The organism is Bradyrhizobium sp. USDA 4472, assembly GCF_054058595.1.
Genome location: NZ_JBSSAM010000001.1, coordinates 6436751 through 6457891, shown reverse-complemented (window position 1 = coordinate 6457891; position 21141 = coordinate 6436751). Strand labels below are relative to the sequence as shown.

General features: G+C 62.7%; 27 protein-coding genes, 1 tRNA gene and 1 pseudogene. 18 read left to right on the top strand and 11 right to left on the bottom strand.

The window, feature by feature from the left end:
• Positions 1 to 249 precede the first annotated feature (249 nt).
• On the top strand, positions 250 to 408 hold the full coding sequence (locus tag ACVWZ4_RS30370; RefSeq protein ID WP_456703475.1) for a hypothetical protein: 159 nt from the start codon (positions 250 to 252) through the stop codon (positions 406 to 408).
• 157 nt (positions 409 to 565) lie between these two features.
• Positions 566 to 1057, top strand: a complete 492-nt coding sequence (locus ACVWZ4_RS30365; protein ID WP_456703476.1) for a hydrogenase — start codon at positions 566 to 568, stop codon at positions 1055 to 1057.
• 131 nt (positions 1058 to 1188) lie between these two features.
• Here ACVWZ4_RS30365 and ACVWZ4_RS30360 read toward each other — a convergent pair whose 3' ends face one another.
• The 4 genes and pseudogenes from ACVWZ4_RS30360 to ACVWZ4_RS30345 form a co-directional block, all read right to left on the bottom strand.
• On the bottom strand, positions 1189 to 1353 hold the full coding sequence (locus ACVWZ4_RS30360) for a hypothetical protein (protein WP_177243657.1): 165 nt from the start codon (positions 1351 to 1353) through the stop codon (positions 1189 to 1191).
• Between the two features lie 138 nt (positions 1354 to 1491).
• Positions 1492 to 2031 (bottom strand): tannase/feruloyl esterase family alpha/beta hydrolase, encoded by a 540-nt coding sequence (locus ACVWZ4_RS30355; protein WP_456742285.1) that lies wholly within the window; start codon positions 2029 to 2031, stop codon positions 1492 to 1494.
• Positions 2029 to 2865 (bottom strand): annotated as a pseudogene (locus ACVWZ4_RS30350) (tannase/feruloyl esterase family alpha/beta hydrolase); the annotation flags it as partial. The pseudogene ACVWZ4_RS30350 and the gene ACVWZ4_RS30355, both read right to left, overlap by 3 nt.
• A 743-nt stretch (positions 2866 to 3608) precedes the next feature.
• Positions 3609 to 3836 (bottom strand): hypothetical protein, encoded by a 228-nt coding sequence (locus ACVWZ4_RS30345; RefSeq protein ID WP_456703479.1) that lies wholly within the window; start codon positions 3834 to 3836, stop codon positions 3609 to 3611.
• On the opposite strand from ACVWZ4_RS30345, the gene ACVWZ4_RS30340 reads away from it, so the two are divergent.
• From ACVWZ4_RS30340 to ACVWZ4_RS30320, 5 genes are all read left to right on the top strand, one after another.
• Positions 3805 to 4158, top strand: coding sequence for a hypothetical protein (locus ACVWZ4_RS30340; RefSeq protein WP_456741778.1), 354 nt, complete (start codon positions 3805 to 3807; stop codon positions 4156 to 4158). The genes ACVWZ4_RS30345 and ACVWZ4_RS30340 overlap by 32 nt on opposite strands.
• Positions 4159 to 4227: 69 nt before the next feature.
• Positions 4228 to 4443 carry a hypothetical protein gene (locus tag ACVWZ4_RS30335; RefSeq protein ID WP_456703480.1) on the top strand — a complete coding sequence of 72 codons (216 nt, stop codon included), beginning with the start codon at positions 4228 to 4230 and terminating at the stop codon, positions 4441 to 4443.
• Positions 4444 to 5012: 569 nt separating this feature from the next.
• Positions 5013 to 5669, top strand: coding sequence for a glutathione S-transferase family protein (locus tag ACVWZ4_RS30330; protein ID WP_456741776.1), 657 nt, complete (start codon positions 5013 to 5015; stop codon positions 5667 to 5669).
• Between the two features lie 89 nt (positions 5670 to 5758).
• Complete coding sequence (locus ACVWZ4_RS30325; RefSeq protein ID WP_456741775.1) at positions 5759 to 6046, top strand: hypothetical protein; 288 nt, start codon at positions 5759 to 5761, stop codon at positions 6044 to 6046.
• Positions 6047 to 6144: 98 nt separating this feature from the next.
• Positions 6145 to 6342: a hypothetical protein gene (locus ACVWZ4_RS30320; protein WP_456703484.1), complete on the top strand. Its 198-nt coding sequence runs from the start codon at positions 6145 to 6147 to the stop codon at positions 6340 to 6342.
• Positions 6343 to 6503: 161 nt separating this feature from the next.
• Here ACVWZ4_RS30320 and ACVWZ4_RS30315 read toward each other — a convergent pair whose 3' ends face one another.
• The 4 genes from ACVWZ4_RS30315 to ACVWZ4_RS30300 form a co-directional block, all read right to left on the bottom strand.
• Positions 6504 to 6680 (bottom strand): hypothetical protein, encoded by a 177-nt coding sequence (locus ACVWZ4_RS30315; RefSeq protein ID WP_456703485.1) that lies wholly within the window; start codon positions 6678 to 6680, stop codon positions 6504 to 6506.
• A gap of 131 nt (positions 6681 to 6811) precedes the next feature.
• Positions 6812 to 6988, bottom strand: coding sequence for a hypothetical protein (locus tag ACVWZ4_RS30310; protein WP_456703486.1), 177 nt, complete (start codon positions 6986 to 6988; stop codon positions 6812 to 6814).
• A 295-nt stretch (positions 6989 to 7283) separates the two neighbouring features.
• A complete protein-coding gene (locus tag ACVWZ4_RS30305) occupies positions 7284 to 7586 on the bottom strand; it encodes a hypothetical protein (RefSeq protein WP_456703487.1) in 303 nt (100 codons plus the stop codon).
• Between the two features lie 154 nt (positions 7587 to 7740).
• On the bottom strand, positions 7741 to 9273 hold the full coding sequence (locus ACVWZ4_RS30300; RefSeq protein WP_456741774.1) for a carboxylesterase/lipase family protein: 1533 nt from the start codon (positions 9271 to 9273) through the stop codon (positions 7741 to 7743).
• A gap of 107 nt (positions 9274 to 9380) precedes the next feature.
• Between ACVWZ4_RS30300 and ACVWZ4_RS30295 the strand changes: the two genes are divergently transcribed.
• From ACVWZ4_RS30295 to ACVWZ4_RS30285, 3 genes are all read left to right on the top strand, one after another.
• Positions 9381 to 10199 carry an AraC family transcriptional regulator gene (locus ACVWZ4_RS30295; RefSeq protein WP_456790425.1) on the top strand — a complete coding sequence of 273 codons (819 nt, stop codon included), beginning with the start codon at positions 9381 to 9383 and terminating at the stop codon, positions 10197 to 10199.
• A 284-nt stretch (positions 10200 to 10483) separates the two neighbouring features.
• Positions 10484 to 10780 carry an HU family DNA-binding protein gene (locus ACVWZ4_RS30290; protein ID WP_027542683.1) on the top strand — a complete coding sequence of 99 codons (297 nt, stop codon included), beginning with the start codon at positions 10484 to 10486 and terminating at the stop codon, positions 10778 to 10780.
• A 482-nt stretch (positions 10781 to 11262) separates the two neighbouring features.
• A complete protein-coding gene (locus tag ACVWZ4_RS30285) occupies positions 11263 to 11400 on the top strand; it encodes a hypothetical protein (RefSeq protein ID WP_456703490.1) in 138 nt (45 codons plus the stop codon).
• A gap of 153 nt (positions 11401 to 11553) precedes the next feature.
• On the opposite strand, the gene ACVWZ4_RS30280 is transcribed toward ACVWZ4_RS30285, so the two are convergent.
• Together ACVWZ4_RS30280 and ACVWZ4_RS30275 are read right to left on the bottom strand one after the other, a co-directional pair.
• Positions 11554 to 11679 carry a hypothetical protein gene (locus ACVWZ4_RS30280; RefSeq protein ID WP_456741773.1) on the bottom strand — a complete coding sequence of 42 codons (126 nt, stop codon included), beginning with the start codon at positions 11677 to 11679 and terminating at the stop codon, positions 11554 to 11556.
• 76 nt (positions 11680 to 11755) lie between these two features.
• On the bottom strand, positions 11756 to 11986 hold the full coding sequence (locus ACVWZ4_RS30275) for a hypothetical protein (RefSeq protein ID WP_456735063.1): 231 nt from the start codon (positions 11984 to 11986) through the stop codon (positions 11756 to 11758).
• A 281-nt stretch (positions 11987 to 12267) separates the two neighbouring features.
• Here ACVWZ4_RS30275 and ACVWZ4_RS30270 point away from each other — a divergent pair, with 281 nt between their 5' ends.
• The gene (locus tag ACVWZ4_RS30270; RefSeq protein ID WP_456703493.1) at positions 12268 to 12555 is read left to right on the top strand and encodes a hypothetical protein; all 288 of its coding nucleotides are present in this window, start codon (positions 12268 to 12270) and stop codon (positions 12553 to 12555) included.
• Positions 12556 to 12628: 73 nt separating this feature from the next.
• Here the strand turns inward: ACVWZ4_RS30270 and ACVWZ4_RS30265 are convergent, their stop codons facing one another.
• Positions 12629 to 12793 carry a hypothetical protein gene (locus ACVWZ4_RS30265; protein WP_456703494.1) on the bottom strand — a complete coding sequence of 55 codons (165 nt, stop codon included), beginning with the start codon at positions 12791 to 12793 and terminating at the stop codon, positions 12629 to 12631.
• Between the two features lie 268 nt (positions 12794 to 13061).
• Here ACVWZ4_RS30265 and ACVWZ4_RS30260 point away from each other — a divergent pair, with 268 nt between their 5' ends.
• The 7 genes from ACVWZ4_RS30260 to ACVWZ4_RS30230 all read left to right on the top strand — a co-directional run bounded on the left by ACVWZ4_RS30260 (position 13062) and on the right by ACVWZ4_RS30230 (position 21018).
• Complete coding sequence (locus ACVWZ4_RS30260) at positions 13062 to 13823, top strand: Sir2 family NAD-dependent protein deacetylase (RefSeq protein ID WP_456703495.1); 762 nt, start codon at positions 13062 to 13064, stop codon at positions 13821 to 13823.
• Between the two features lie 198 nt (positions 13824 to 14021).
• On the top strand, positions 14022 to 14654 hold the full coding sequence (locus ACVWZ4_RS30255) for a cold-shock protein (RefSeq protein ID WP_177243663.1): 633 nt from the start codon (positions 14022 to 14024) through the stop codon (positions 14652 to 14654).
• A 138-nt stretch (positions 14655 to 14792) separates the two neighbouring features.
• Positions 14793 to 15278 carry a DUF192 domain-containing protein gene (locus tag ACVWZ4_RS30250; protein WP_456703496.1) on the top strand — a complete coding sequence of 162 codons (486 nt, stop codon included), beginning with the start codon at positions 14793 to 14795 and terminating at the stop codon, positions 15276 to 15278.
• Positions 15279 to 15386: 108 nt separating this feature from the next.
• Positions 15387 to 15463: transfer RNA gene (locus ACVWZ4_RS30245), tRNA-Pro, on the top strand.
• 758 nt (positions 15464 to 16221) lie between these two features.
• Positions 16222 to 18234 carry a hypothetical protein gene (locus ACVWZ4_RS30240; protein ID WP_456741771.1) on the top strand — a complete coding sequence of 671 codons (2013 nt, stop codon included), beginning with the start codon at positions 16222 to 16224 and terminating at the stop codon, positions 18232 to 18234.
• A 736-nt stretch (positions 18235 to 18970) separates the two neighbouring features.
• Positions 18971 to 19345: a hypothetical protein gene (locus ACVWZ4_RS30235; RefSeq protein WP_456703499.1), complete on the top strand. Its 375-nt coding sequence runs from the start codon at positions 18971 to 18973 to the stop codon at positions 19343 to 19345.
• Between the two features lie 524 nt (positions 19346 to 19869).
• Complete coding sequence (locus tag ACVWZ4_RS30230; RefSeq protein ID WP_456705279.1) at positions 19870 to 21018, top strand: acyltransferase family protein; 1149 nt, start codon at positions 19870 to 19872, stop codon at positions 21016 to 21018.
• Positions 21019 to 21141: the final 123 nt, after the last annotated feature.

Below are 21141 nucleotides of genomic sequence, written 5' to 3'. Positions count from 1 at the left end.
AGCGGACCGCAGCGCTGAGGGACGTGGACGAATAAATGTCAACGAACCCCAAGCGAGCAAAATCGAAAGGCTCGTTGGAGAATATGACCAGTACCGGCCGGTCGTCGTAGAAACGGATCTCGATCATGGGACGCTCACATCGACCGCTGACATCCTTTTGTAGCGAATGGCTGATCCAGAGTAATTTCCCTTCTGGATTAACCCGAAGTAGGCGCCTCCGCCGGACTTTCCTCCGTCGGGCTGCAAGAGATGGCCGTCGTCGCGGTGGCGCCGGCGGCGATCGGCCCCGTCACCTCGGGCCAGCAATTGTCACTGGCGTTGTTGGTCTGGATCTCGAGCAATTGCCGCCCAATACTCCGCCGCGGGCTAATCGAAGTCGCGGTCGGCAGCCATCGCAAGCGAATTTAATGCACTGTCAGCGTAATTGGTTGAGAGAGGTGACGGCGGGCTGCCCGTAGTCCGCGCCGTCCCCGAGCAGGACTGGAGCCGGCAGAGCGCCACCGCTAAAAGGATTTAGTGCGCCGTCACCGCAATTGCAGTTCCAAGAGTCGAATGATCAATTGAGGTGCCGTTTGCTGCGGCTTTAATTGGAGCGGTGATTCAACGTCCGCTACTGGAGGGCAAACTTGTGGTGGATGAGAAGCGAAGACTCCTCTGGCATGGCGCAGCCTTGTTCCTGATCGGATTGCTGACGGGGTTGGTCGAGCAGCATTTCACCAATGTGAGGATGGCGTTGGCTGCTCATTTGGAGGGCGTGATGAACGGCACGTTCTTGCTGGCGGTCGGCGCCATCTGGAGCGAGGTCAGGCTATCGGCACGAACGAAGGCAGTGGCCTATTGGGCACTGCTCATCGGAACATACGGCAATTGGATCGTGACGACGTCGGCTGCCGTGCTTGGGACGGCCGCGCTCTCGCCAATCACGGCGACGGGGCATGAAGCTGCGCCTTGGAAGGAGGCAATGATCACCGGCGGCTTCGTATTCATCGGCTCTGCCATCGTCCTGGCCGTTGTCTTGCTCATGCTCGGGTTGCGCACCAAAGCGAAGCCGGAGTGAGGGGACGGAAGGCCATGGCCCACTACGGTATTGCGGAAATCGCGATGACCGCAATTACGGAATTGCGGTGATAGTGCACTCATCTCCAGCGGCACGAGTGGTTGGGTGCACTGTCACCGTAATTTCAGATTTCATTTCTTTTTCTTTTGCTTCTTCTGCTTTTTTATGGTGTCGGCCTGAGCCCGGAAGGCTTCGGCGAGGCTCTTCATCTGGTCGGCCACAAAAGCGTCAGCCGTTCGGGCGGCCGCCTGTTCGGCCACGACAGCCTGCTTTTTGATTTGCTTCACCACACCCATAAGGACTCAATGTGCGGACTGTTGTGTGGTTCCCTTCCGCATTGCAGCGACGGTGGACCCAAGGGACGAGGCTGCGCCGAGGCCGCAGAGCCCAGGTGGCGGCCGCGAATAGATTTAGTGCGCCGCCACCGTAACTGCCTACTTGCACTCAAAACTCGCCGCGCTTTCCGGATCGCCTTGCCCCTTGTACTGCGCATGTTGCGGATAGGCGCAGAGCGGCCGGCTGCGGCCGGGAAAGGCTGGTCCTGTCGCGAGCACCGCATCGGGCGCCTTGCCGTCTTCCACCCAGTTCACGACCGCGCTGAGGAGATCGAAATGATCGAGCGTTGCGCCGCTCGAGCAGTGACCCATGCCGGGCACCAGGAAGGCCCGGCTCGATGTCTCCCGCACCATCTCCATGCCGCCGGAATCCGCCGCCATGCGCTCGTAGTAATTCACGGTGTCTTCAGCCGAGAACCAGGGATCGCTCACACCGTGGTAGAACAGCAGCTTGCCGCCATGGCCGAAGTAGCTCGACAGGTTGGTCCAGTAGGCGGTGTTGGCGAGGCGATCCAACCCGCTGGTGTTGACCCGGTCTTCGAGTTGATCGACGTTGATGTTGTCCCAAACGGGCGGTCCGACCGGACTGCGCGCGCCGGTCGTCAGGATGCCCGGAATGGCAACGCCTTCGGCTGCCACGCCGCTGTCCCACGGGAACGGCGGGTAGACCTGCGTGCCACGTGAGTTCTTCGGTCCGGCAAAAGCTTTCCTGAGGGCATCGACCTGCGGCGGCGCCAGGCAGGAATCCGTCTTGCCATCCGTCTTGTCGCCCTTGCAGGTGAGGACCGCGGGATCGAATTGACAGGCCTTGACGTCGAAGATCAGGCCATCCTTGACGCCGTCCTTGGCGTCGCAGGCCTCGAGGATCGCGTTCGTGATCAGCTTGCGCTCGCCCGCGGAAAAAGTCCTGGCGGGCTCCGGCTTGCCGGACGCATCTTTCGGCGCGATCTGGCTGAAGGCGGCGTTGGCCCAGGCGAGACCGATATTGGAGTTGCCGGTGCGCATCGCAGGCGCGCCGGCGACGATGCCGTCGAATTGCTCGGGATAGCGCGCCGACGCCAGCATGGCTTCGCGGCCCCCGGTCGAGCACCCCGTGAAATAGGAGCGTTTTGCGGGCTGGCCATAGTAATGCGCGACGATCGCCTTGGCTGATATCGTCACCTTGCCGACGGATGCAGTGGCGAAGTTGAGCGCGGCTTCCTGGTCCTTTAGGAACGAGGCATCGAACACCTCGCCCTGATGACCGCTATCGGTCGTAACAACGGCAAAGCCGCGCGCCAGCGCCGGCACCTCGCCGGCCGCCTGGTAACCCAGAGGCGGCCGGATCGTGCCGTTCAAACCGCCGCCGCCCTGAAACAAGAACCGGCCGTTCCAGCGATCGGGCAGGGCGATGGCAAAGCCGATCGCGTAGGACTTGCCCTCGACGCCCACGCGCTGATCGATCACGCCATCGGCGCGGCAGTTCGACGGCATCGCCACCGATACGGTGGCCGGCGCCGGCGGCGACGGCTGCACGGTCCCCGGCGGCGCCTCCGGCACCATCTCGGCCTTTGTGACCAGTGCCGTCGATCCCGGCATCTTCCAGCCGGTCAAGTCAGCGCATTTGAGTGCAGGTGGTATGTTGGTTGAATCGGCCGCGCTTGCCGGCGAGATCGCAATGACCACGAAGGCCGCTGCCAGAGACAGGCAATCCATCGCACCATCAAGGGTCACATTGCTTTTTCGCTGCATCGTTCTTCCCTGCCGTTTCTTGATTTTATTACGGTGCACGTAACTCACGCTGGCCGCCGCGACGATGCGCTGACATTGAATCTATCCTGTCTTATTCGGAAGGTGCAGTCCAGCCGCGCACATTGCAGTCCAGCACTGCCGCCTTAATTCGAGGTCGGACGTGTCGACGGGAATTGACGGAGATCGCTACCGCGGGCGCCGCAAAGCGGGCCGAGCGCGATTTCACCGCATTCGTTCGCGGCGCATTGAACCGCATTAGCAGCAGCGCGCGTCCGGGGATCAAAAATCGGGGGCGGGCGAGATGGCCGGCGCCGTGAGAGCGCCAACATGAGGCTGACGTCTCGCACAGCGCCAAGACCAATCCATAAGACCAATCCATAAGGCCAGTCCATAAGGCTATTCCATGTGGCCGATCATCTAAACGCTGCCGCAAAGAACGACAGCGCTGGAAAAGCCTAAACGCAAAAGTACAGGCAGAAACGTTCTCAGTTGGACGTACAGACCTTGACGGTCTTCATGCCGGTTTCGGCTTCGGCGCGGGTCTTGTAGACCGTGTCGCCGCTGACCACCGTCGTCTCCGACGTCGTCGGCTTCGATTCCGTGATCGTGCACTTCTTGGTCTTCACGTCTTGCACGACGTAGAATGACTGCGCAAACGCGGGAGCCGCCACTGAAGTCAACATGGCGACGGCGATCATCGTTTTGAATTTCATTTTGTCCTCCTCGATCAGCCCGGCCAGCGGGCCCGTTTTCAAAACTCCGAAAATTACCACTTGTTCCCGGATGCCTCGAACCATCCTGCCGGCGCTGCGTTGTCGCGTCGTACAACAGGAGGATTCGATGCTCGACGTACGGCTGGCGGCAACTCTCATCGCGATGTCGATTGCTTTGATGTCGGTTGCATTCGCCGAACCGACGAAGGACCGGGCTCAGCCCGTGGTTCAAAGCTCCAGCGAAGCGCGGCCCGTGCGCGTCATCCTCCCGGCTCCCTGGGAGCCCAGCGAGAGGCAAGCCGAAACGCGGTCGGCAAAGTAAAGGGATGCCTCGGCAGGCGTGCTGGTGGATGCCGAGGTCTGACAAATGGCATCGCGCTGGAGCGCTCCAATGGACCGAACTTCAATCTATGACGAGTTGGCTCGGGTCGAGCGCGATGTGGTCGCAGGCGAGCGCCGGCTGGCAGAACAGGAGCGCCTCGTTGTCGACTTGAAACGAGAAGGTCAAGATACGACAAATGCCGAACTGGAGCTGGAAACGTTGCGCGAAATCCAGCGCCAGCGCGATCAAGACCGGCAGCGGCTCCTTTCGCTGCTCCAGCCGTGAAATGGGCGGCGATGATCCTACCCCAAGGACGTCGCAGGGCCGCTCAGCGTGGCCACCGGACGAGTTGAGTGCGCCGTCACCGTAATCCCCGCGGTCGCGGTCCAGTGGAGGGCGTGACGGGAATCATCCTGATTGCCGGGTTTGCGCATTGCCACCGACCAGCGCTAAAAGTGACGGTACAATCTGAGGTGGGCGACGAGATGTTCAAGAGCATGATCACGGCGTGCTTGGCGACAAGGCCAATGGCTACATCGATTGATTGCACTCAGCTTCAGCGACAGCACCCGTGAGTTGAGCGCAGGATCACCCTGATTACCGTAATCCGACACGGAGACACGGATGGACCATCTGGCGCAAGTCGCGGCTGCGGGAGCGCTTCTCGCCGTCCACTACGCGTACGAATACCGGTATGTGATCTTGCTCGTCCTGTTTGTAGGATTGGTCGGCATGATCGCCAGTTTCGCAACGGGCGATCGAGGCAGGGGTGCCAATCGTCCCACCGTCATCACCCGTCGGATGAATCTCTCCTGCGGGCAAGTCCATCCAGCCAGATCCAGGAACGCATCACTATGCTCACCGTCTATGGCGAAGGCCGTGGTTTCCGTGTTGTTTGGCTGCTCGAGGAGTTGGGATTGGCTTATCGGCTACGCCAGGTCGATCTGCTCGCCGTCGAGAACGATCGCGATTTCCTCGCGATCAATCCGGCCGGCTTCATTCCCGCATTGCAGGACGGCGAGACGATCATGGTCGAATCGATCGCGATCCTCGAGTACCTGCTCGCCCGCCATGGCTCAGCTGCGCATGGCGCAGCTTCACTTGCCGTGGCTCCTGATGATCAAGCCTTCGCGTCCTATCTGCAATTTCTCCACCTGGGTGAGGCCGGGCTTGCCGGGCCGATGAACGCTGTCTTTGTCGGTCGCGAACTGGCGCCCGAAGCCGAGCGAGAGGCCCGTGTCACCCGTTGGGCGCTCGAGACCTTCGAGAGCCGGCTCGGGCTCGTGACCCGCCGCCTTGCCGAGTATCCTTATCTGGCCGGCGACCGGTTCACCGCCGCCGATATCTCGGTGAGCTACGCGCTCCTGCTTGGGCTACGCACCGGCAACTACGTTCCCGGTCCGACCGAGCGCGACTATCTCGGCCGTACGACGGCGCGCCCTGCTTACGCGCGGGCGATGGACAACTGCCGGGCCACCAAGGCTTGGGCGGCGCGATCACCGGGATTATAGGGCTGGCTCGATTGGGCGGCCCAGCGATCAGCCGCCTGAACCCTCGGCAAAGGCGGCGCGACCAAGTTGCATGGCATGACGAGATCGGCATGAAGCGCTGGCTGCGAAAGCTTGGAAGGATGGCATGGGCTGCAGGGCTTTGCGGGACGGTCGCCTGGCTTGCGCTGACGACAATCTCGCCTCAGGAGCCCGATGCCGCACATCCGGTGCGCTCCGTCCACCGGCACGACGTCAGGTACGTCGGCGCGGACATGAGCCTGGTCCTGCAAATTCTATTCGGGCTGAACTTTGCGCTGGTCCTGGTTGCGGCTGGGTGCCATTTCGCCGGCAAGGACGTCGAAGATGGATCTTGGCCAGGCAGGATCGGCGAACCTTAGCGCCTGCAGCATCGATTTCCTCGCCACCGTTAACGAATGTGAATGACGGAACCCCGGGCAGCCAGGATGATGCGCCTTTAGGTCGAGGGGGCGTTCCCATGTTTGATGCAGACACCAGAGCCTTGCTGCGCACGATTTTGGACGAGGTCTGCGGGCAGATCGACCCGTCTCAGACCGCCACGCGGGCTCACGTCGCCGCAGAGATCCTTGCTGCTGCCGGTCGTGAGGCCACGCCTGAAAACATCAAGGCAGCGGGCAGGGATGCGCTGAAGAGCGCTCCCACGATGTGGCGATAGGCGGCACGCCGATCATCAGGCCAACGCGAACCACGCCAGCACCGCAAAGACCGGGATGACGGCGAGGCCGAACAGCAGCAGCGGTGCCGGCTCATTTCCGGTGCGGTCATCTCTCATGTTCGCTCCCTGGCAATAGCCCCGCAACGCCAAAGGCGCGCGGATCAGGAAATCTCTTTCGGCAAGTCCCATTCGGGCTTGGGCTCGAACGGCTCCGACTTGAGCCGGCGCCGATAATCCCGCGCGGCCTCGAGAAGGTTGTGCCTGACCTCCTCGTCTGCGGTTTGTGCCGCGAGGGCTTCGGCCCGGTCTGCCTGCTGCGCGAGGGAGTCTCTGCTCATGCAGCGCCAACTCTGCGATGCCACGAGCGTTCCAGGCTCGCCTTCCTCATCGACAGAGGGGCATTGACGAGGCATGAAAAACCGCCCCCGGCAGGCCAGGAGCGGTTCTCGAGATCAGCTGCAGCGAGGGCTCAGTGACCGGTGCCGGGCTTCGTCGTCTTCGGCGGCTTGTCGTCTTCGAGGCGGCCTTCGTTCCTGAGGTCGCGACCTTCCTGGGCCTTCCTCTGGCTCTCGGCTGACTTGCCGTGCTCGTTCATCTCTTCCTTGACGTACCCAGCAGCTTCTTTCGCCTTGCCTTGAACGCTCATCGCAATCTCCTCGTTTGGAGATGAGGCAACGTGCGTGAGGATGGGGCGTTCCTGCGCGGCCAAGGCCATAAAGAGGTGCATCTGCCGGGAACAGGTTAGTCGTCAGCGCGTACCGATGCGTTGATGTCGCGGGCAGAAACCGGAAAAATGCTCCGCGTCCGACATCCCCATTGTGTCCGGTTGCCACCCGGCAGTGCGCTGGATAACGCGCCTCTGCCCAGCCGGTTCAACTCAGGCTCAGCACCAAAATGTGCTGAGCGCGGTTCCGCCTGCGCGGCACCGGTCGAGGCTCGGCTTATGCTGCGATGCGCCGCTCGGCGGGCGCCGTCAAATATTTCAGCACTTCGGCATGCTCGAGGTCGGGAACCGCGATCGCGGTGTGGCTGTAAATCGCGTGCGAGCGCGATTTTGCGATCTTGTCGAGGATCTCTTTGCCCTTGATGACGTGGAGGCCCATTCCGTCTCCGGACGGGAAGATCGCAAGCACCACGTCATAGGCGCCGATCACGGTTCTGAGCGCTTCGGCCTTGTCTTCGGCGACATCGACAAACACACGGACATCGGCTGCGAGTTCACGCAGCTCGTCAAAATTCAGCACTGTGGGTTACTCCAACGCAACGAGACTGCTGGGGAGAGTGGCGGGGTTGGGTTACCAGAGTCTGAACAACATCGATCGTATCGAAAGTTTCATGATGAGGTGACAGGTCATGTGGAAAACTCCGCGGCAGCAAGCAGCGCAGGCTCACACGACCTCACGAACGCCAGCGCATCGGAAGCACGCCATCCTTTCTAAAGCTGCCGAGGAAGCCGAAGCGATCAGCGTGCGGATTGACGCGGGCTGCGATCGAGACGCCGAGGATCTGCACGACATCGCGCTCATCGTAAGCGGGCCAGGGCGGCAGGCCTGACGCATTGGGGTTCCCAGTCGTCGCAAAGTTCACCCAATAACTCATCATCGTGTCCGCCATCGCGCGATCGGCGTCCGCAGCCGGTGTGGTGCAGCCGATCACCCGCTGCGGCGTCAGGGTGCCGAACACGAAGGGAATCTCGGTGACGTGCGAGGCGATCGGCGTGTAAGGCGAGGTGTAGACGAAGTGATAGCCGTAGACGGGCGCGCGCGTGCTCGCCCGATGCAGCCGCAGCCACTGCCAGCACTGCTCGCCAATCACCATGTCGCCCGTGAGCGCGGCGGCAGACGCCCTGGCCTGCGCGTCGGTGTCGGCGGGATAGAGCTCGAGGAAATCCGTCAGGCGGTTCTGGCCGAACGTCTCTTCCGCCGCCGTGCGAAAAGCTTGCGCCGAATGAGCAGGCAGGGAGCGCGCCATGAAGGGGAATTCCTCCGCGCCGTTCCACCCCGAAAGCAGGGGGATCTGCATCTGTTCGCCACGCAGGAACCGGCGCGCCGGAACGTCAGGCACCACGTAACGGTCGATGCTCGGCGAGAACGCCTGCGCGACATGGTCGTCCTGGAAGCGCCACGGCGCAGCTGCGTTCAACTGCTCGGCCGGCATCGCACGCAGGGCTGCGATCGAGCCGTCGCCTTGCCGGCGCGCGAAGGCCACGCCGCGGGCGCGAGCTTCCTCGAAACTTTGCAGCGGGCCATGCCGGCCATCCCAGAAGGCGCCGCTCTGGCCGATCGCCTTGTGAAACAGCCTGCGTGCAAGCGGCGAAGCCATCAGAATGCCGACGGCCATCGCGCCGGCGGATTCGCCGAACAGGGTAACGTTATCAGGGTCTCCGCCGAACGCCGCGATATTGGCCCTCACCCAGCGCAGTGCCGCGAGCTGATCCTGCAGGCCGTAATTGCCGGACGGCGATATCGTATCGAGCTCGGGATGGGCGAGAAAGCCGAGGACGCCGAGGCGATAGTTGAAGCTGACGACGACGACTCCTTTCGCCGCCAGCAGGCGGCCGTCGGTGGCGGGATTGGCCGAGGAGCCGAACTGGAAGCCGCCGCCGTGAATCCACACCATCACGGGCCGCTTCTCGTCGGACGCTCTCGCGGCGGTCCAGACGTTGAGCGTGAGGCAGTCCTCGCTGCGCGGCTCCGGCCTCGGATCATTTTCAAGCGAGGAGAGAGACGCCGCGCCAAAGGCCATGGCATCGCGCACCCCATGCCACGGCGTTGGCGGCTGCGGTGCACGCCAGCGCAGCGGGCCGACTGGAGGTGCTGCATAGGGGATACCCTTGAATGCGATCACGCCGCCTTCGTCGCGTGGCTCGCCGCGCACCAGGCCGGCTTGCGTGCGAACCTGTCGGCACAGTCGGGCGGTTCCGGAAGTCATCGGTCCAATCACGGGCGCGTCTCCTGGGGTGCGGGCGCCGCGAGATTTATCGACTTTGTGGCTCGATGAATTTATGCATAGATGCAATTGATCGCTAAAAACCGTCAATGCCCCGGCAGAAGCTCCGTTATCCCCTTCGTTATCCCCTTCGTTATCTCTGGGTCGACCTGGACGTGGACGACCGGTCGGCACCCGTCATCGCCGTACGCGTCGATGCCGACGGAACCAAAGGCGAGGTGCCGGAGCACAGGCATCGCAAAGGGCAGCTCGTGATGTCGCTCGGAGGCGGCGTCACCTGCCGCGTTCGAAGCGGCCTGTGGATGGTGCCGCCGCATTGCGCGGTCTGGATTCCGTCTGACATGCCGCACAGCAATCGCGCCACCGCCAATGCGCGGCTGTTCTTCGTCTACATCGAGGCGGAGCTGGTCGATCTGCCGGATCGCTGCTGCACCATGTCGATCTCGCCCTTGCTGCGCGAAGTGATCGTCGAGCTCGCGGACGGCACGCAGCATGACGAGGCACGGCGGGAGCGCCTGATCGCCGTGCTGCTCGGCGAGCTGCCGCTCATGCGTGTGCAGCATTTACATCTGCCGCTTTCGCGCGAGCCGCGGTTGAAGCGCATTGCCGCCGTGCTGGCAGACAACCCGGCCGACCGTCGCACGCTGGCAGAGTGGGCCGATCACGTCGCGCTCAGCGAAAGCAGCCTTGCGCGCCTCGTCGTGAAAGAAACGGGGCTGACATTCGGACGCTGGCGTCAGCAGCTGTATCTGATCGTCGCGATCCGCGAGCTTGCCGCGGGCGCGAGCGTGCAGCGCGTCTCCGCCGATCTCGGCTATGAATCGGTCACGGCTTTCATCACGATGTTCAGGAAGGCGCTCGGCAAATCGCCGGCCAAATATATCGGCAGTGTTGCCCAGGAGACCTAGTCGCGTTCGCGCGCAGCCAAGTCGTCACTCCGGCAGAACTCTCTCGGGATGCTGTTGAATTCGATTTGTCGTTGCAGCCCAACGGTGCGGCAGCCGCAATCGTCAGACAAAAAGATGACGGAACTTACCCCGAACTGCTGCTTGCGTTTTCGCCCTCAATGGGTTCTAAGCCCGGCTGCTTCGTGGCCGACAGGCACGAACAGACGCGGCGCGCGTGGTTTTACCGCTTCCGGGACAAGGCTACGTCGCAGCTCGCGCGCACCCCATTCAGAGGAAATCCAGACATGGCGAAGATGACCAAGACCCAGTTGATCGATGCGATCGCCGAGGGCACACAGCTTGCGAAGAACGATGTGAAGTCGGTCATCGAGTACATGGCAACCGTCGGTTACAAGGAGCTCAACGAGTCCGGTGAGTTCGTGATTCCCGGTTTCGTGAAGATGTCGGTGGTCAACAAGCCGGCGACGGAGGCCCGCATGGGCGTCAATCCCTTCACCAAGGAGCCGATGCAGTTTGCGGCAAAGCCGGCGAGCAAGTCGGTCAAGGCTTCGCCGCTGAAGGTGGCCAAGGACGCCGTCTGATTCAGCCTCCGCAGACGGCAATGCGGCGATGTCTTCAAAAGGGGAAAACCCCGCCTGGGGGAAGCGGGGTTTTCTGATGGGGCGAAGCCTTGGGGGAAGCTTCGTTGATGAGACGCGCCAGCGCTGAGGAAGTTCATCGCGTGACGAAGAGATCGTGCGCGGCAAACGGTCGCTCCCATCAAAGAAAAACCCCGCGCTTGCGCACGGGGCTCTCTTGCCGACGGCGTTGGGATTTCAGCGCGTGGCCGCCAGCAGCGCCCCTCACTTAGGATTGAAAATACAAAAAGCAACAACGCCGCGGTGACGGAATATGTTCGTCCATCGCGGCGCTGTCATATTGACTGGGCGCTGAAATCCCCAGCTTCAATGAGTCCACGGCGCAGCGGAAAGGTTCAATCCGACGTGCACACGAAATGACGGGCAAGGGCTGGACTTTCTGTTCTCATTTTGTTCTAGTGGATCATCCGATTTTGAGGTGATTCATGACTGTCGAGAAACAGCGCGAAGTGATCCGGCTCTGGAACCAGCTCAGGAAGGTCGAGGGCCCGGCAGCAGAAGAACTCCGCATCCAGATCCTGGAATGCTTCTCGGAGAAGGGCAACGCCAGGCGCGCGGCTTGAGCAGTCTCGAAGCGACCGGGCGTTTCTCATTCGTTTGCAGGCGAGGGAAGCGTTGGGGATTGCGCCGCGTCGCTGCGGCCGCAGCGCGGGGACACGCCGACGCGGTCAAGGCCGATCGTGTGGTGCGCACCGCGGACCACCGCCCCACGCCGTCTAGCGCTCGCCGCCGCAGACCCCATCATCGGCGGTGCCGCGCGGGCAACCGACGCCGCTGGTCGCGAGTGCGACGAAGCCGGCATAGCCGGACAAATTGAGCAAAACTTCGAGCCAGGCGGGCATGGCGGGCCTCCTCGTGCGGAATACTACCTCAACGTGTGCCCTGGCACTTCGTTCCCGGGTTGCGAAAGGTCGCCGCTCAGAGCGGTGAGGTGGGGTCGAGCCGTCGCCCGAGCGCCGCAACCGATTCAGCGGAAGGCGAGTCCTTGAGGAACTCGGCGATGGCGCGGGCGAGCTCGCCGTCGCTCATCGGTGTCGGCGGCGGACGCAGCGCACCGACACCGAAATTGCGGACGATCTCGTCGTAATGCTGCGTCTTGGTTTTTGGAACGAGCCTGCGGATGCGGTTCAGCAAAGCGGATATCGGCAATCTCTCCTCCTCGGCCTCCGCCCCGTTTGGCAGCCCTTGACGTGGGGTGCCATCTTTGCCGTTCGAAACGGAAAACCCCGCCAGCACCGCGGAGATGCTGACGGGGCTTCGTGCTATCGCCTCGACCGGATGGCGGAGGCTCCCGCACTTCCGCACTCCAATCCGCGCATGTGGTGATTGTTCCCCCCACGTCGGGATTTTTTCTGAGGCGCCGGGTTCCATGGGATGCGAACCATCACCGATGATCGGCGTTGTCTCCACGATTTGCTAAGGAGGAGATCATGAGGAAGACACTTGCAGTTCTGGCCACCGTCGCGGCTGTCGGCGTGACCGCAATGGCGGCGCCCGCACCTGCGGAGGCGCGCGGCATCGGCCCGGGCGTGGCGTTCGGCCTCGCCGCCGGCGCGATTACCGCGGGCGCCATTGCGGCATCCCATCCTTACGGCTACGGCTATTACGGCCCGGGCTATGGCTATTATGACGGCCCGGTCTACGCTTACGGCCCCGGCCCCTACGCCTATTATGGCGGGCCGTATTATCGGCACCGCCATTACTATCGCCACTGGTAACAGCTGACGAAACGAAAAGCCCGGAGCAACGCTCCGGGCTTTTTTTCGTGCGCACTCGGCCCGCGCGACGTCGTTACGGCCAGAGCGAAGGCCGTTCCACCTTGCGCGCATTCTCGAGGGTCGAGACGAAATATTCCTCGCGCTCGCGCCTGAATTTCTCCTGCGTGGCGCGGAACGCGGCGACACGTGTTGCGATCTCTTCGCGTTCGCGAATCTTGCGTTGTTCGTCTTCGGTCATGACAAATCCCCACCATACTTGAGCATGTGTGCACGTCTGAACTCAAGCACTGCCGCCGCAATTACGTTGAGTCGCGTCAATACATGCATTGGCGCTTCTGATTGGGGCGTCAATGGGGAGCAGGCATTGCAGGATTGTGATAAGGGAAAGGTCGGAAAAAATTGCCGCCCATGCGGCTCGCGACGTGCGTGGCGGTGGATAACAGCGTCAACAATCTTGTCGCTTGCACGACTTACAGCTAGCTCGAAATTTGCATCGGAGGCCACGCGTGATTGCAGAGGACCTTCAGAGCGGCGTCGAACGGCTCGGCGACATGATCGCGCATGCAAAGTTCATCGTGCCGTTCACCGGTGCCGGCATTTCGACCGAATGCGGCATCCCCGACTTCCGCTCGCCGGGCGGAATTTGGACTCGCAATCGTCCGATCCAGTTCGACGAGTTCGTCGCGAGCCAGTCAGCGCGCGATGAATCGTGGCGGCGGCGTTTTGCGATGGAGGAGGTGTTCGCCGCAGCGAAGCCCGGTCGCGGACATCGCGCACTCGCTGCGTTGCATCGCGCCGGCAAGATCCCCGCGGTCATCACCCAGAACATCGACAATCTGCACCAGGCCTCAGGCTTCGCGCCTGACTGCGTGATTGAACTTCACGGCAATACCACTTTTGCGCGCTGCATCGGATGTGGGCAGGTCTATCAGCTCGATTGGGTGAAGCAGCGATTCGACCGGGATGGCGCCGCTCCCAGCTGCACCGGGTGCGACGAGCCGGTGAAGACAGCGACGATCTCGTTCGGGCAGGCGATGCCCGAGGACGAGATGCAGCGCGCGACCGAGCTCTCGCAGGCCTGCGACCTCTTCATCGCGATCGGTTCCTCGCTGGTGGTGTGGCCGGCTGCGGGCTTTCCAATGATGGCGAAGAACGCGGGTGCACGTTTGGTGATCATCAATCGCGAGCCGACCGAACAGGACGACATCGCCGACCTCGTCATCCGTCACGACATCGGCGAAACGCTCGGGCCCTTTGTCGACAATTGAGGCATCAATTTGATTCGCGCCTCTGCAAGCTGTTCATAGGTGCCGGCGAATCTCTTTTTTGTCTATGCCTCGCAACCGGGAGTGTTATCTTCGATTCGAAAGATTCGCGTCGCGTCGAAGTGAGAACATTCTCTTAAGACGCGTGATTCGAGCCCCGCCAATGTGGCGGGTTGCATGGCATGTGTGGGGTCCGGGGTTATGGGGTCGTCGGACGGATTTGAGTCCAAGAAGCTGGGAGTTCCTGCGTCGGGCGAGCACGGCGCCGGTCGCGATAGCGCGCTCAGTCCTTTCACCGGCTTAGGTGAGGGCAGCGCCAATCTCGTCGAGGTTCATGGCGTCATCAAATGGTTCGACGCCTCAAAGGGCTACGGCTTCATCGTCCCTGATAATGGATGGCCCGACGTACTCCTGCACGTGACCGTCCTTAGGCGCGACGGCTTCCAGACGGCTTACGAGGGCGCCCGCATCGTGGTCGAGTGCATCCAGCGCGCCAAGGGCTATCAGGCCTTCCGCGTCGTCTCGATGGATGAGTCCACCGCGATCCATCCGGCGCAGATGCTGCCGCCGCGCACCCATGTCACTGTCACCGCGACCAGCGGCCTCGAGCGGGCCCAGGTCAAATGGTTCAACCGGCTGCGCGGCTTCGGCTTCCTGACCTGCGGCGAGGGGACCCCCGATATCTTCGTCCACATGGAGACGCTGCGCCGCTTCGGCATGACCGAGCTGCGGCCCGGCCAGTATGTGCTGGTCCGCTTTGGGCCCGGCTCGAAAGGCATGATGGCGGCCGAGATCCATCCGGAGACCGGATCGCCGGGCCTTCAGTCGCACTAGCGACATTCCGTTGTCCTATTCGTGAGCAGAAGCGCGCGTCCCCGGGGTCGCGCGCTTCTGGCTTTTGCCACGATGGCCGCGTAAGGATGCGGCAGTCCCTCCGCCGTCAGGCGACCAGCGCATCCCGAGAATCCTGCCATGAGTTTTGATCGCAAGGCTGTCCGGTCCCCAATCCGGGGCTGGCTTGTCGCCGTCCTCGTCATTGCCGGCTTCGCCGCCGCTGGCGCTCCGGCCCGTGCCGCCGAGTTCCAGCCACTGGAAATCGTCACCAGGAACGGCGTGCAGGTCTTCTCGGTGGAGATGGCGACCACGGATCAGGAGAAGCAGACCGGGCTGATGTACCGCAAGGAATTGGCCGACGGCAAAGGCATGCTGTTCGACTTCAATCCCGAGCAGGAAGTCTCGATGTGGATGAAGAACACCTATGTCTCGCTCGACATGATCTTCATTCGCGCGGACGGCCGGATCCTGCGCATCGCGGAAAATACCGAGCCGCTCTCGACCAGGATCATCTCGTCGGGCGGCCCCGCCCGGGCCGTCCTCGAAGTGGTGGCGGGAACCGCGCAGAAATACGGCATCCGGCCCGGCGATCGGGTCGGCCACCCTCTGTTCGGCAGCAAATAGCCGGTGCAGCAGGAGGCCCCGGCGTCGCCGGCTTCAGGGCCATGTCGGCGGTTTGGAAAGCTTGAAGGCCCTCGTGGAAGCGTGTATCGACGGGGCTCGCCGGACATTCGGGGTATAGCGCAGCCTGGTAGCGCGGCAGTTTTGGGTACTGCAGGTCGTTGGTTCGAATCCAGCTGCCCCGACCACTTGGACCGTTGAATTTTCTCAGCTTTTTCCGTGCGATTCTGACGGGCGGTTCTGACGTCGTTCCGCCCTCACTGTCGGCGGCGCGCGACTGCTTGCGCGCCTCGGCGATGGCGACAATCTTCTTCGGCGGCGGAGATAGCGCCCTGCGGTCTCTTCGTTCGAGTGAGTGAGGCCGGTCGAAATCACCTTGGAGTCGACGCGCCTCGGCGGCGCCGCCGGCGCGCGCGTCCAGCTCCAGACCTCGTCGGGGATCTTCGCGTCGCGGGCGCAGGTGAAGAAGCAGCAGGTCTCGTCGACGTGCAGCAACTCGATGCCGCCCGGAAACTTCGCATCTAGCTAGCTTGCGCGGCTGCCACTTGCCGATGATGTCGCCCTGTCGAAGCATCAGCTCGAACTGCGCGGCGACGCCGATCGACAGGTACAGCGCGCGGTCGCGATCGATGATGCCCTTGTCAGCGATCTCGGGCGCGCCGCGCAGGAAGTCGCGGACGTGGTCAGTTCCTGCTCACGCTCGAACTGCACCTTCGGCACGGTGCGAACCATCGCTGCTGCGTTGATGCGCCGGCGGCCGACGCTCTCGATGATCACCTTCAGGTCGGCGACGGAGGCGCCTCCTGGGACCGGCTGTTGTTCTGGCTGTGGAACAATCGGCGCGCGACACTTGACGTGTCTGCAACTAATGGCTTAATCCCGTTCAGGTTGCATGCACGGACCTCGGGGCAACGTGTTTTCACTTTCGCGGCGGACGGCAGCGCCCTTGTTTCTGCTCGTGGTTCTTGCGCTGATCGCGCTGGCCTGGTTCCAGCATCGCGTGGGGCGCTACCCCTACTACGCTTTCGACGACATGGACCAGATCACGGCGCTCGACGTGCTGCTGATCGAGGGCGGCCGGCTGCCCGACCAGATCTCGCACCCCACGGCCGGCATGTATCTGCTCGTCTCCTGGACGCAGCGACTGGCCTATCTCGCGGGGCGGCTGCACCTGCGCGACTTCGCGGCGCTGCCGGACTGGACGAATCCTCTGCTCGGCATCGCCGAGCTGATCGAATTCCTGCGTGGTCACCTTCCGTATGTGGCCGTCGGCGCCGCACTGGCGATCGCCGGCGCCGTGACGCTCGCGGTCGGCGAGGGCGCCTGGATGCTGGTTGCGGTGTTCGCCTGCATGCTGACGTCGCGGACGCTGGCGCTCCACACGCTCATCTTCCGCACCGACCTGTTCGCACTGTTCTATGCCGCGCTGGCGCTGCTGCTGGGGACGCTGGCGCTGCGCACCGAGCGCAGGACGTCGCTCGCCTTCGCCGTGCTTTCGGGGCTCGCCTGCGGCCTCGCGGTCACTTCCAAGGTGCAGATCGTGCCGACGGCAGCGGCGGCGCCGCTGCTGGCGCTGCTGATGATGGTGAAGCAGGGGCGGGGGTCCGCGTTCGGCCGCATCGAGCTGCGGCACAACATGTTCATCATGGCCGCCGCGCTCGCAGCGCTCGGCGCGCTGCTGCTGCTGGCGCTTCCGCGTCTGCCGGAGCATTTCTATCACTACCGCAGTTCGTTCTCGAACATCTGGCTTTGCGGCGCAGCTCTCGTTGCGGTCGCGACGCCCGGGCTTGCGACGCGATACCTGCCGCGAGACGGCGTGCCCTACCGCTTTTTCTCGTTCGCGAACCTGATGGCGCTCGGCTTTGTCGCGGCGTTTCCGGTGCTGGCCCTGGTGGCGACGAACCCGCTCAATGCGGTGCGTTTCGTGGCGGCGATCGCGAAGGTCTCGTTGCTCGGCACGATCGATCCCGCGCTGAACCCGCATCCGCCGCGCCTGCTCGAGCAGTTTGCTGCCGCGCCGCTGCTGTTCATGCTGCCCCTGGTGGCGGTGGCGCTGCTCGCGTTCGGCGATCGCAAGCCGACGCGCGGCGCGGCGATCCGGGTGCTGGTCGCGATCGGCGTGTTGGCGCTGGCGTCAGCGGCGTGCTTCAGCCGAGGCATCGTAGGGACCGATGTCATCTTCACGGAGCCGCTGATCCTGCTGCTCAGCTGCCTGGCGCTCGGGATGGTCTGGCGGCAGCATTCCGCCTGGCTGCATGCGGCGGCGGCCGGCTGCGCGGCCGTGCTGGCCCTGCACGCCGTCGCCCAGGGCGAGATCACGGCGCTGGCGGATGCCACGGGTCCGCGCTACTTCCGGGAATCACGCCAGCTCGTGACCTGCTGCGGCAGGGGCAACCAGAGCGCGATCGAGGCCGTTCTGCAGCGGCGACTCGGCGATGTGCCGGAGCTGTCCCGGGACGCCGCATTCCGCCAGGCGGCCAACTACGGCGCGGTGAGCCTTCGAATTGCGACTATCCTGCCCAACCGCGGAGCGATCGACTGGCGCCGGATCGGCGTGCTCGGCGAAGGGCTGGCCTTGTCAGGCGTCGGCGAGAGGATCACCCGCGTGCCGGAGACGCTGCACGGCGCCGCGGTCTATGTGCCGCCCCCGATCGCCCCGTGCCGGGCCGCCTGGCTCGACCGCCCCCTGGCCTACTTCGGGTTGTTCAGCCTCGAGGCGGAGGCCTGGCGGCGCTGCCACCCGGAGACCATCCGGCCGCGATCGGACATGGCCGTGCTGGTGTTCATTCCGGCAGCCCGGCGCGCCGAGTTCGGCCTCGCGGACGATGCGCCGGTCGTCGGCATCAGCACGCGGGACTATGTGGGTGTGACGGTGCCGGCGGATGTCGGCAACGATCTGCTGTTGCGGCTCGATGCGATTGCCGAACGCTTCATCGTGATCCGGCGGGCCTACGGCTAGCGCAGGTCATCCGATTTTCGAAGCAACTATCTGATGACGCGATACTTTTTCGCCGCGCGACGGCTGGGATCGGGCTGCGAGTACAGCCGCGACGCGCGGTACCTCTCGCCCGTTCCGGGGCCGGGAGTCATCGACAATTTCACTCCCTCCCGCCCGCTTCGATGGCGACGTGACGCGCCGACCTCGACGCAAGCACCGCATCGAACTTGATGGCCGCCCGCTCACGATTGCGACCGGCGACCCCCGGTCAACGGGCGTGCGTGATCTTGTCGTGTTCTGCCAGGACTATCGCAGCAACGGCAGCGAGAAGGCTATCATTCCACCAAGAAGGACTCCGCCGGCGATCGCACCAGGCTGCAGGCTGGCTCATCAAGCATCGGATGAAGGATTGCTTGCTCCCTCAAAGCGCCTGAAGTCACCGAGTTGAGTGAGCCGCACTCACGACAGCGGAGGCTCTGCTCACCGAGCATGTATCGTGCTTGACGAAACTGGGCAGCGCCAGCCCTCGCTTTGCGGGAGGGACAAACCGACAGACATTTTCGCGTCCGCCAGCACAGAACAAGCTTCCTCAACATTGCCCAAAACAATCCAGCCCAAATATCAACGATTATTGAGCCACCGCTAGTTGAGTAAAGCTGGTCTTTAGGTCAATCGTACCCCGTCAGCGCACGTGTAGACGCAGCTTCATGGACATTTCCCGCCGCGAAAGCGGCAGATCCCACCCGTAAATTTCTCAATGATCAAATACCTTGTGCCGGTGCTCGGCTTGCTATTGTCGGCGTGTTCAAACCTTGGTCTTTGGCCGGACACATCCTCGACACCGCCGCCCACCGCTGCGGCGGTGACCGGACCACCGACCCAAGATGACATCCAGAAGGGCGTTGAGAAGCTTGCGGTTGAGGCCAAACTCGTGAGGCCTGTGGAGATGTCTTCGCTTCGGAAGGCGGAGCACGGTCCCGGCGATTATTTTGTGTGCCTGAGAGAAGTTAATCCGCCTCCGGATCAGTCACGACGCACATACTCGGTGTTCTTCAATTCCGTCTATGTGGGCTCCCGCCTATCCGTCATCCTCGAAGCGTGCGAGCAGCAGCAGTACACCTTGATGAACTGAGGCCCAATCGGCCGCAGGCGTCGCTTCTCGAACAGCTCTTGCGGCCCGGCGCCGCGACGTTCCGCGCGATCGGCGGCATCGCGGTAGGGCTCACAGAAGGGTCCGCCAGCGTGAACCGCCGAGGTCGCTATTGCGGATGCTGGCCGGAACGCTGGTGCGGCTTGCGCGATTTGCCACGACGGCCGCGCTCAACTCGAACTTGGAAGGGCCGGACGTTCTCGATCAGCGCTTGTGCCGGTCTGGCATGAGGATTGCTCAGCAGGGGCGGGATTGCGCCCGGGGAAATGGCTGATGACGTTGCGCATGATGGGAATTGGGACTTTCCCAGGCCCGCAGCGGGAGGGCCACGGCCGTCTGGAGTAGGAAAACCTGCCGGAGCGACACGCCGCACGCTTTCAAGGGGCCTTGGCAGCTTCCCCTCTGGACGGCGCGCTTGACCCCGGCCATAAGCTTCCCGCACGAGGAAATTGTGGTCGGCTGCATTTGATGACTGCTGCCTGTGCCGGCGGGACCAACGGTTGAAAATGCGTAAGTTCAGTCTCGATCGCGGCAGTACAGACACATCTGTTGCCCTCGATGCCCTGAGGGCACTCGCGGCTCAAATGGTGTGTGTGGGTCACGGTCTCGTTTTCTTCAGTGTCGGCAACTGGCTCAAGCCTCCGGCGTCTCCCTACATCCAAAACGTCGGCGTCCTGCTGTTTTTTGTCATGTCCGGTTTTTGGATAACCGCGACTCTGATCACCAACGCGGCTCGCCCGGAATACAGTTTCCTTGACTACTTTATCGATCGTTTCGCGCGCATCTATTCCGCGCTGATCCCCGCTCTTGTTCTCATCATCGTGGTGGACGCGGTCACGATCTGGCTCACCGGCGAGATCACCATAGAACGCAACTACAATCTGAAAACATTTGTCGCAAATCTCGCGATGCTCGAAGGTTATCGTGGCATTTATGGACCGTCCCATTTGCAATGGGCAACGTTCGGATCAGCAGCCCCGCTTTGGACGCTCGCGATCGAATGGCACATTTACATGCTGGTGGGCGCCGTATTTTTTCTGCTTAAAGGGCGCGGACCCTGGCTCCTTCTGATTCCGGTGGCGCTGTTTTTTGGCCAAACGCCTTTCCACCTTCTTTTCGGTGCGTTTCAGGAGGGCGGTGGCGGAACTGGCTTGTTCGCGCTCTGGCTCGGTGGCGCTGCTCTCTATTTGTTTTTTCGCTGCTATGTGCCGCCAGCCTTCTTGTCGGTGTTGGCGTTGCTCGCCGCCGGCGCCGCTTACTTTTGGATGGTCACACCGGGTCGCGAGTACAACATGGCGACCTACTTCGCTCTGGTCGCAGTCATAGGATCCCTGATCGCCATGACGCAGTGGACGAACGAGGCCGGATCAGTGCGTGTGGTCAGGATCGCAGCCGATTATTCGTTCACCCTTTATCTGATACATCACACCATCATGGCCGCGATCATTACGACGATGCCAAGTGCGCGTGGTCCGGCCTGGTTTTGGACTGCCGTACTATCGTCGAACATCGTGGCGTACCTTCTCGCCCGACCATTCGAAATGCGGCATAAGGAATTGGCTCGTTGGCTGCGCTCCTTTGGCAGGACATCGACGAGAAAAAACAAAAAATGGACTGATTTGGACAGCTCGGTTCCTAACCAGGACACGCTGTAGCTCGTCCCGTTCCGCACGCCGAGCCAGCTGTGTTGCAAGTCGCCGGTCGCACCGACGGCTTCAACATTAGCGACCCTCATCGGTCGAAGCTGATCCAGCAGCGGACGGCCGGGCGTCAGTGGA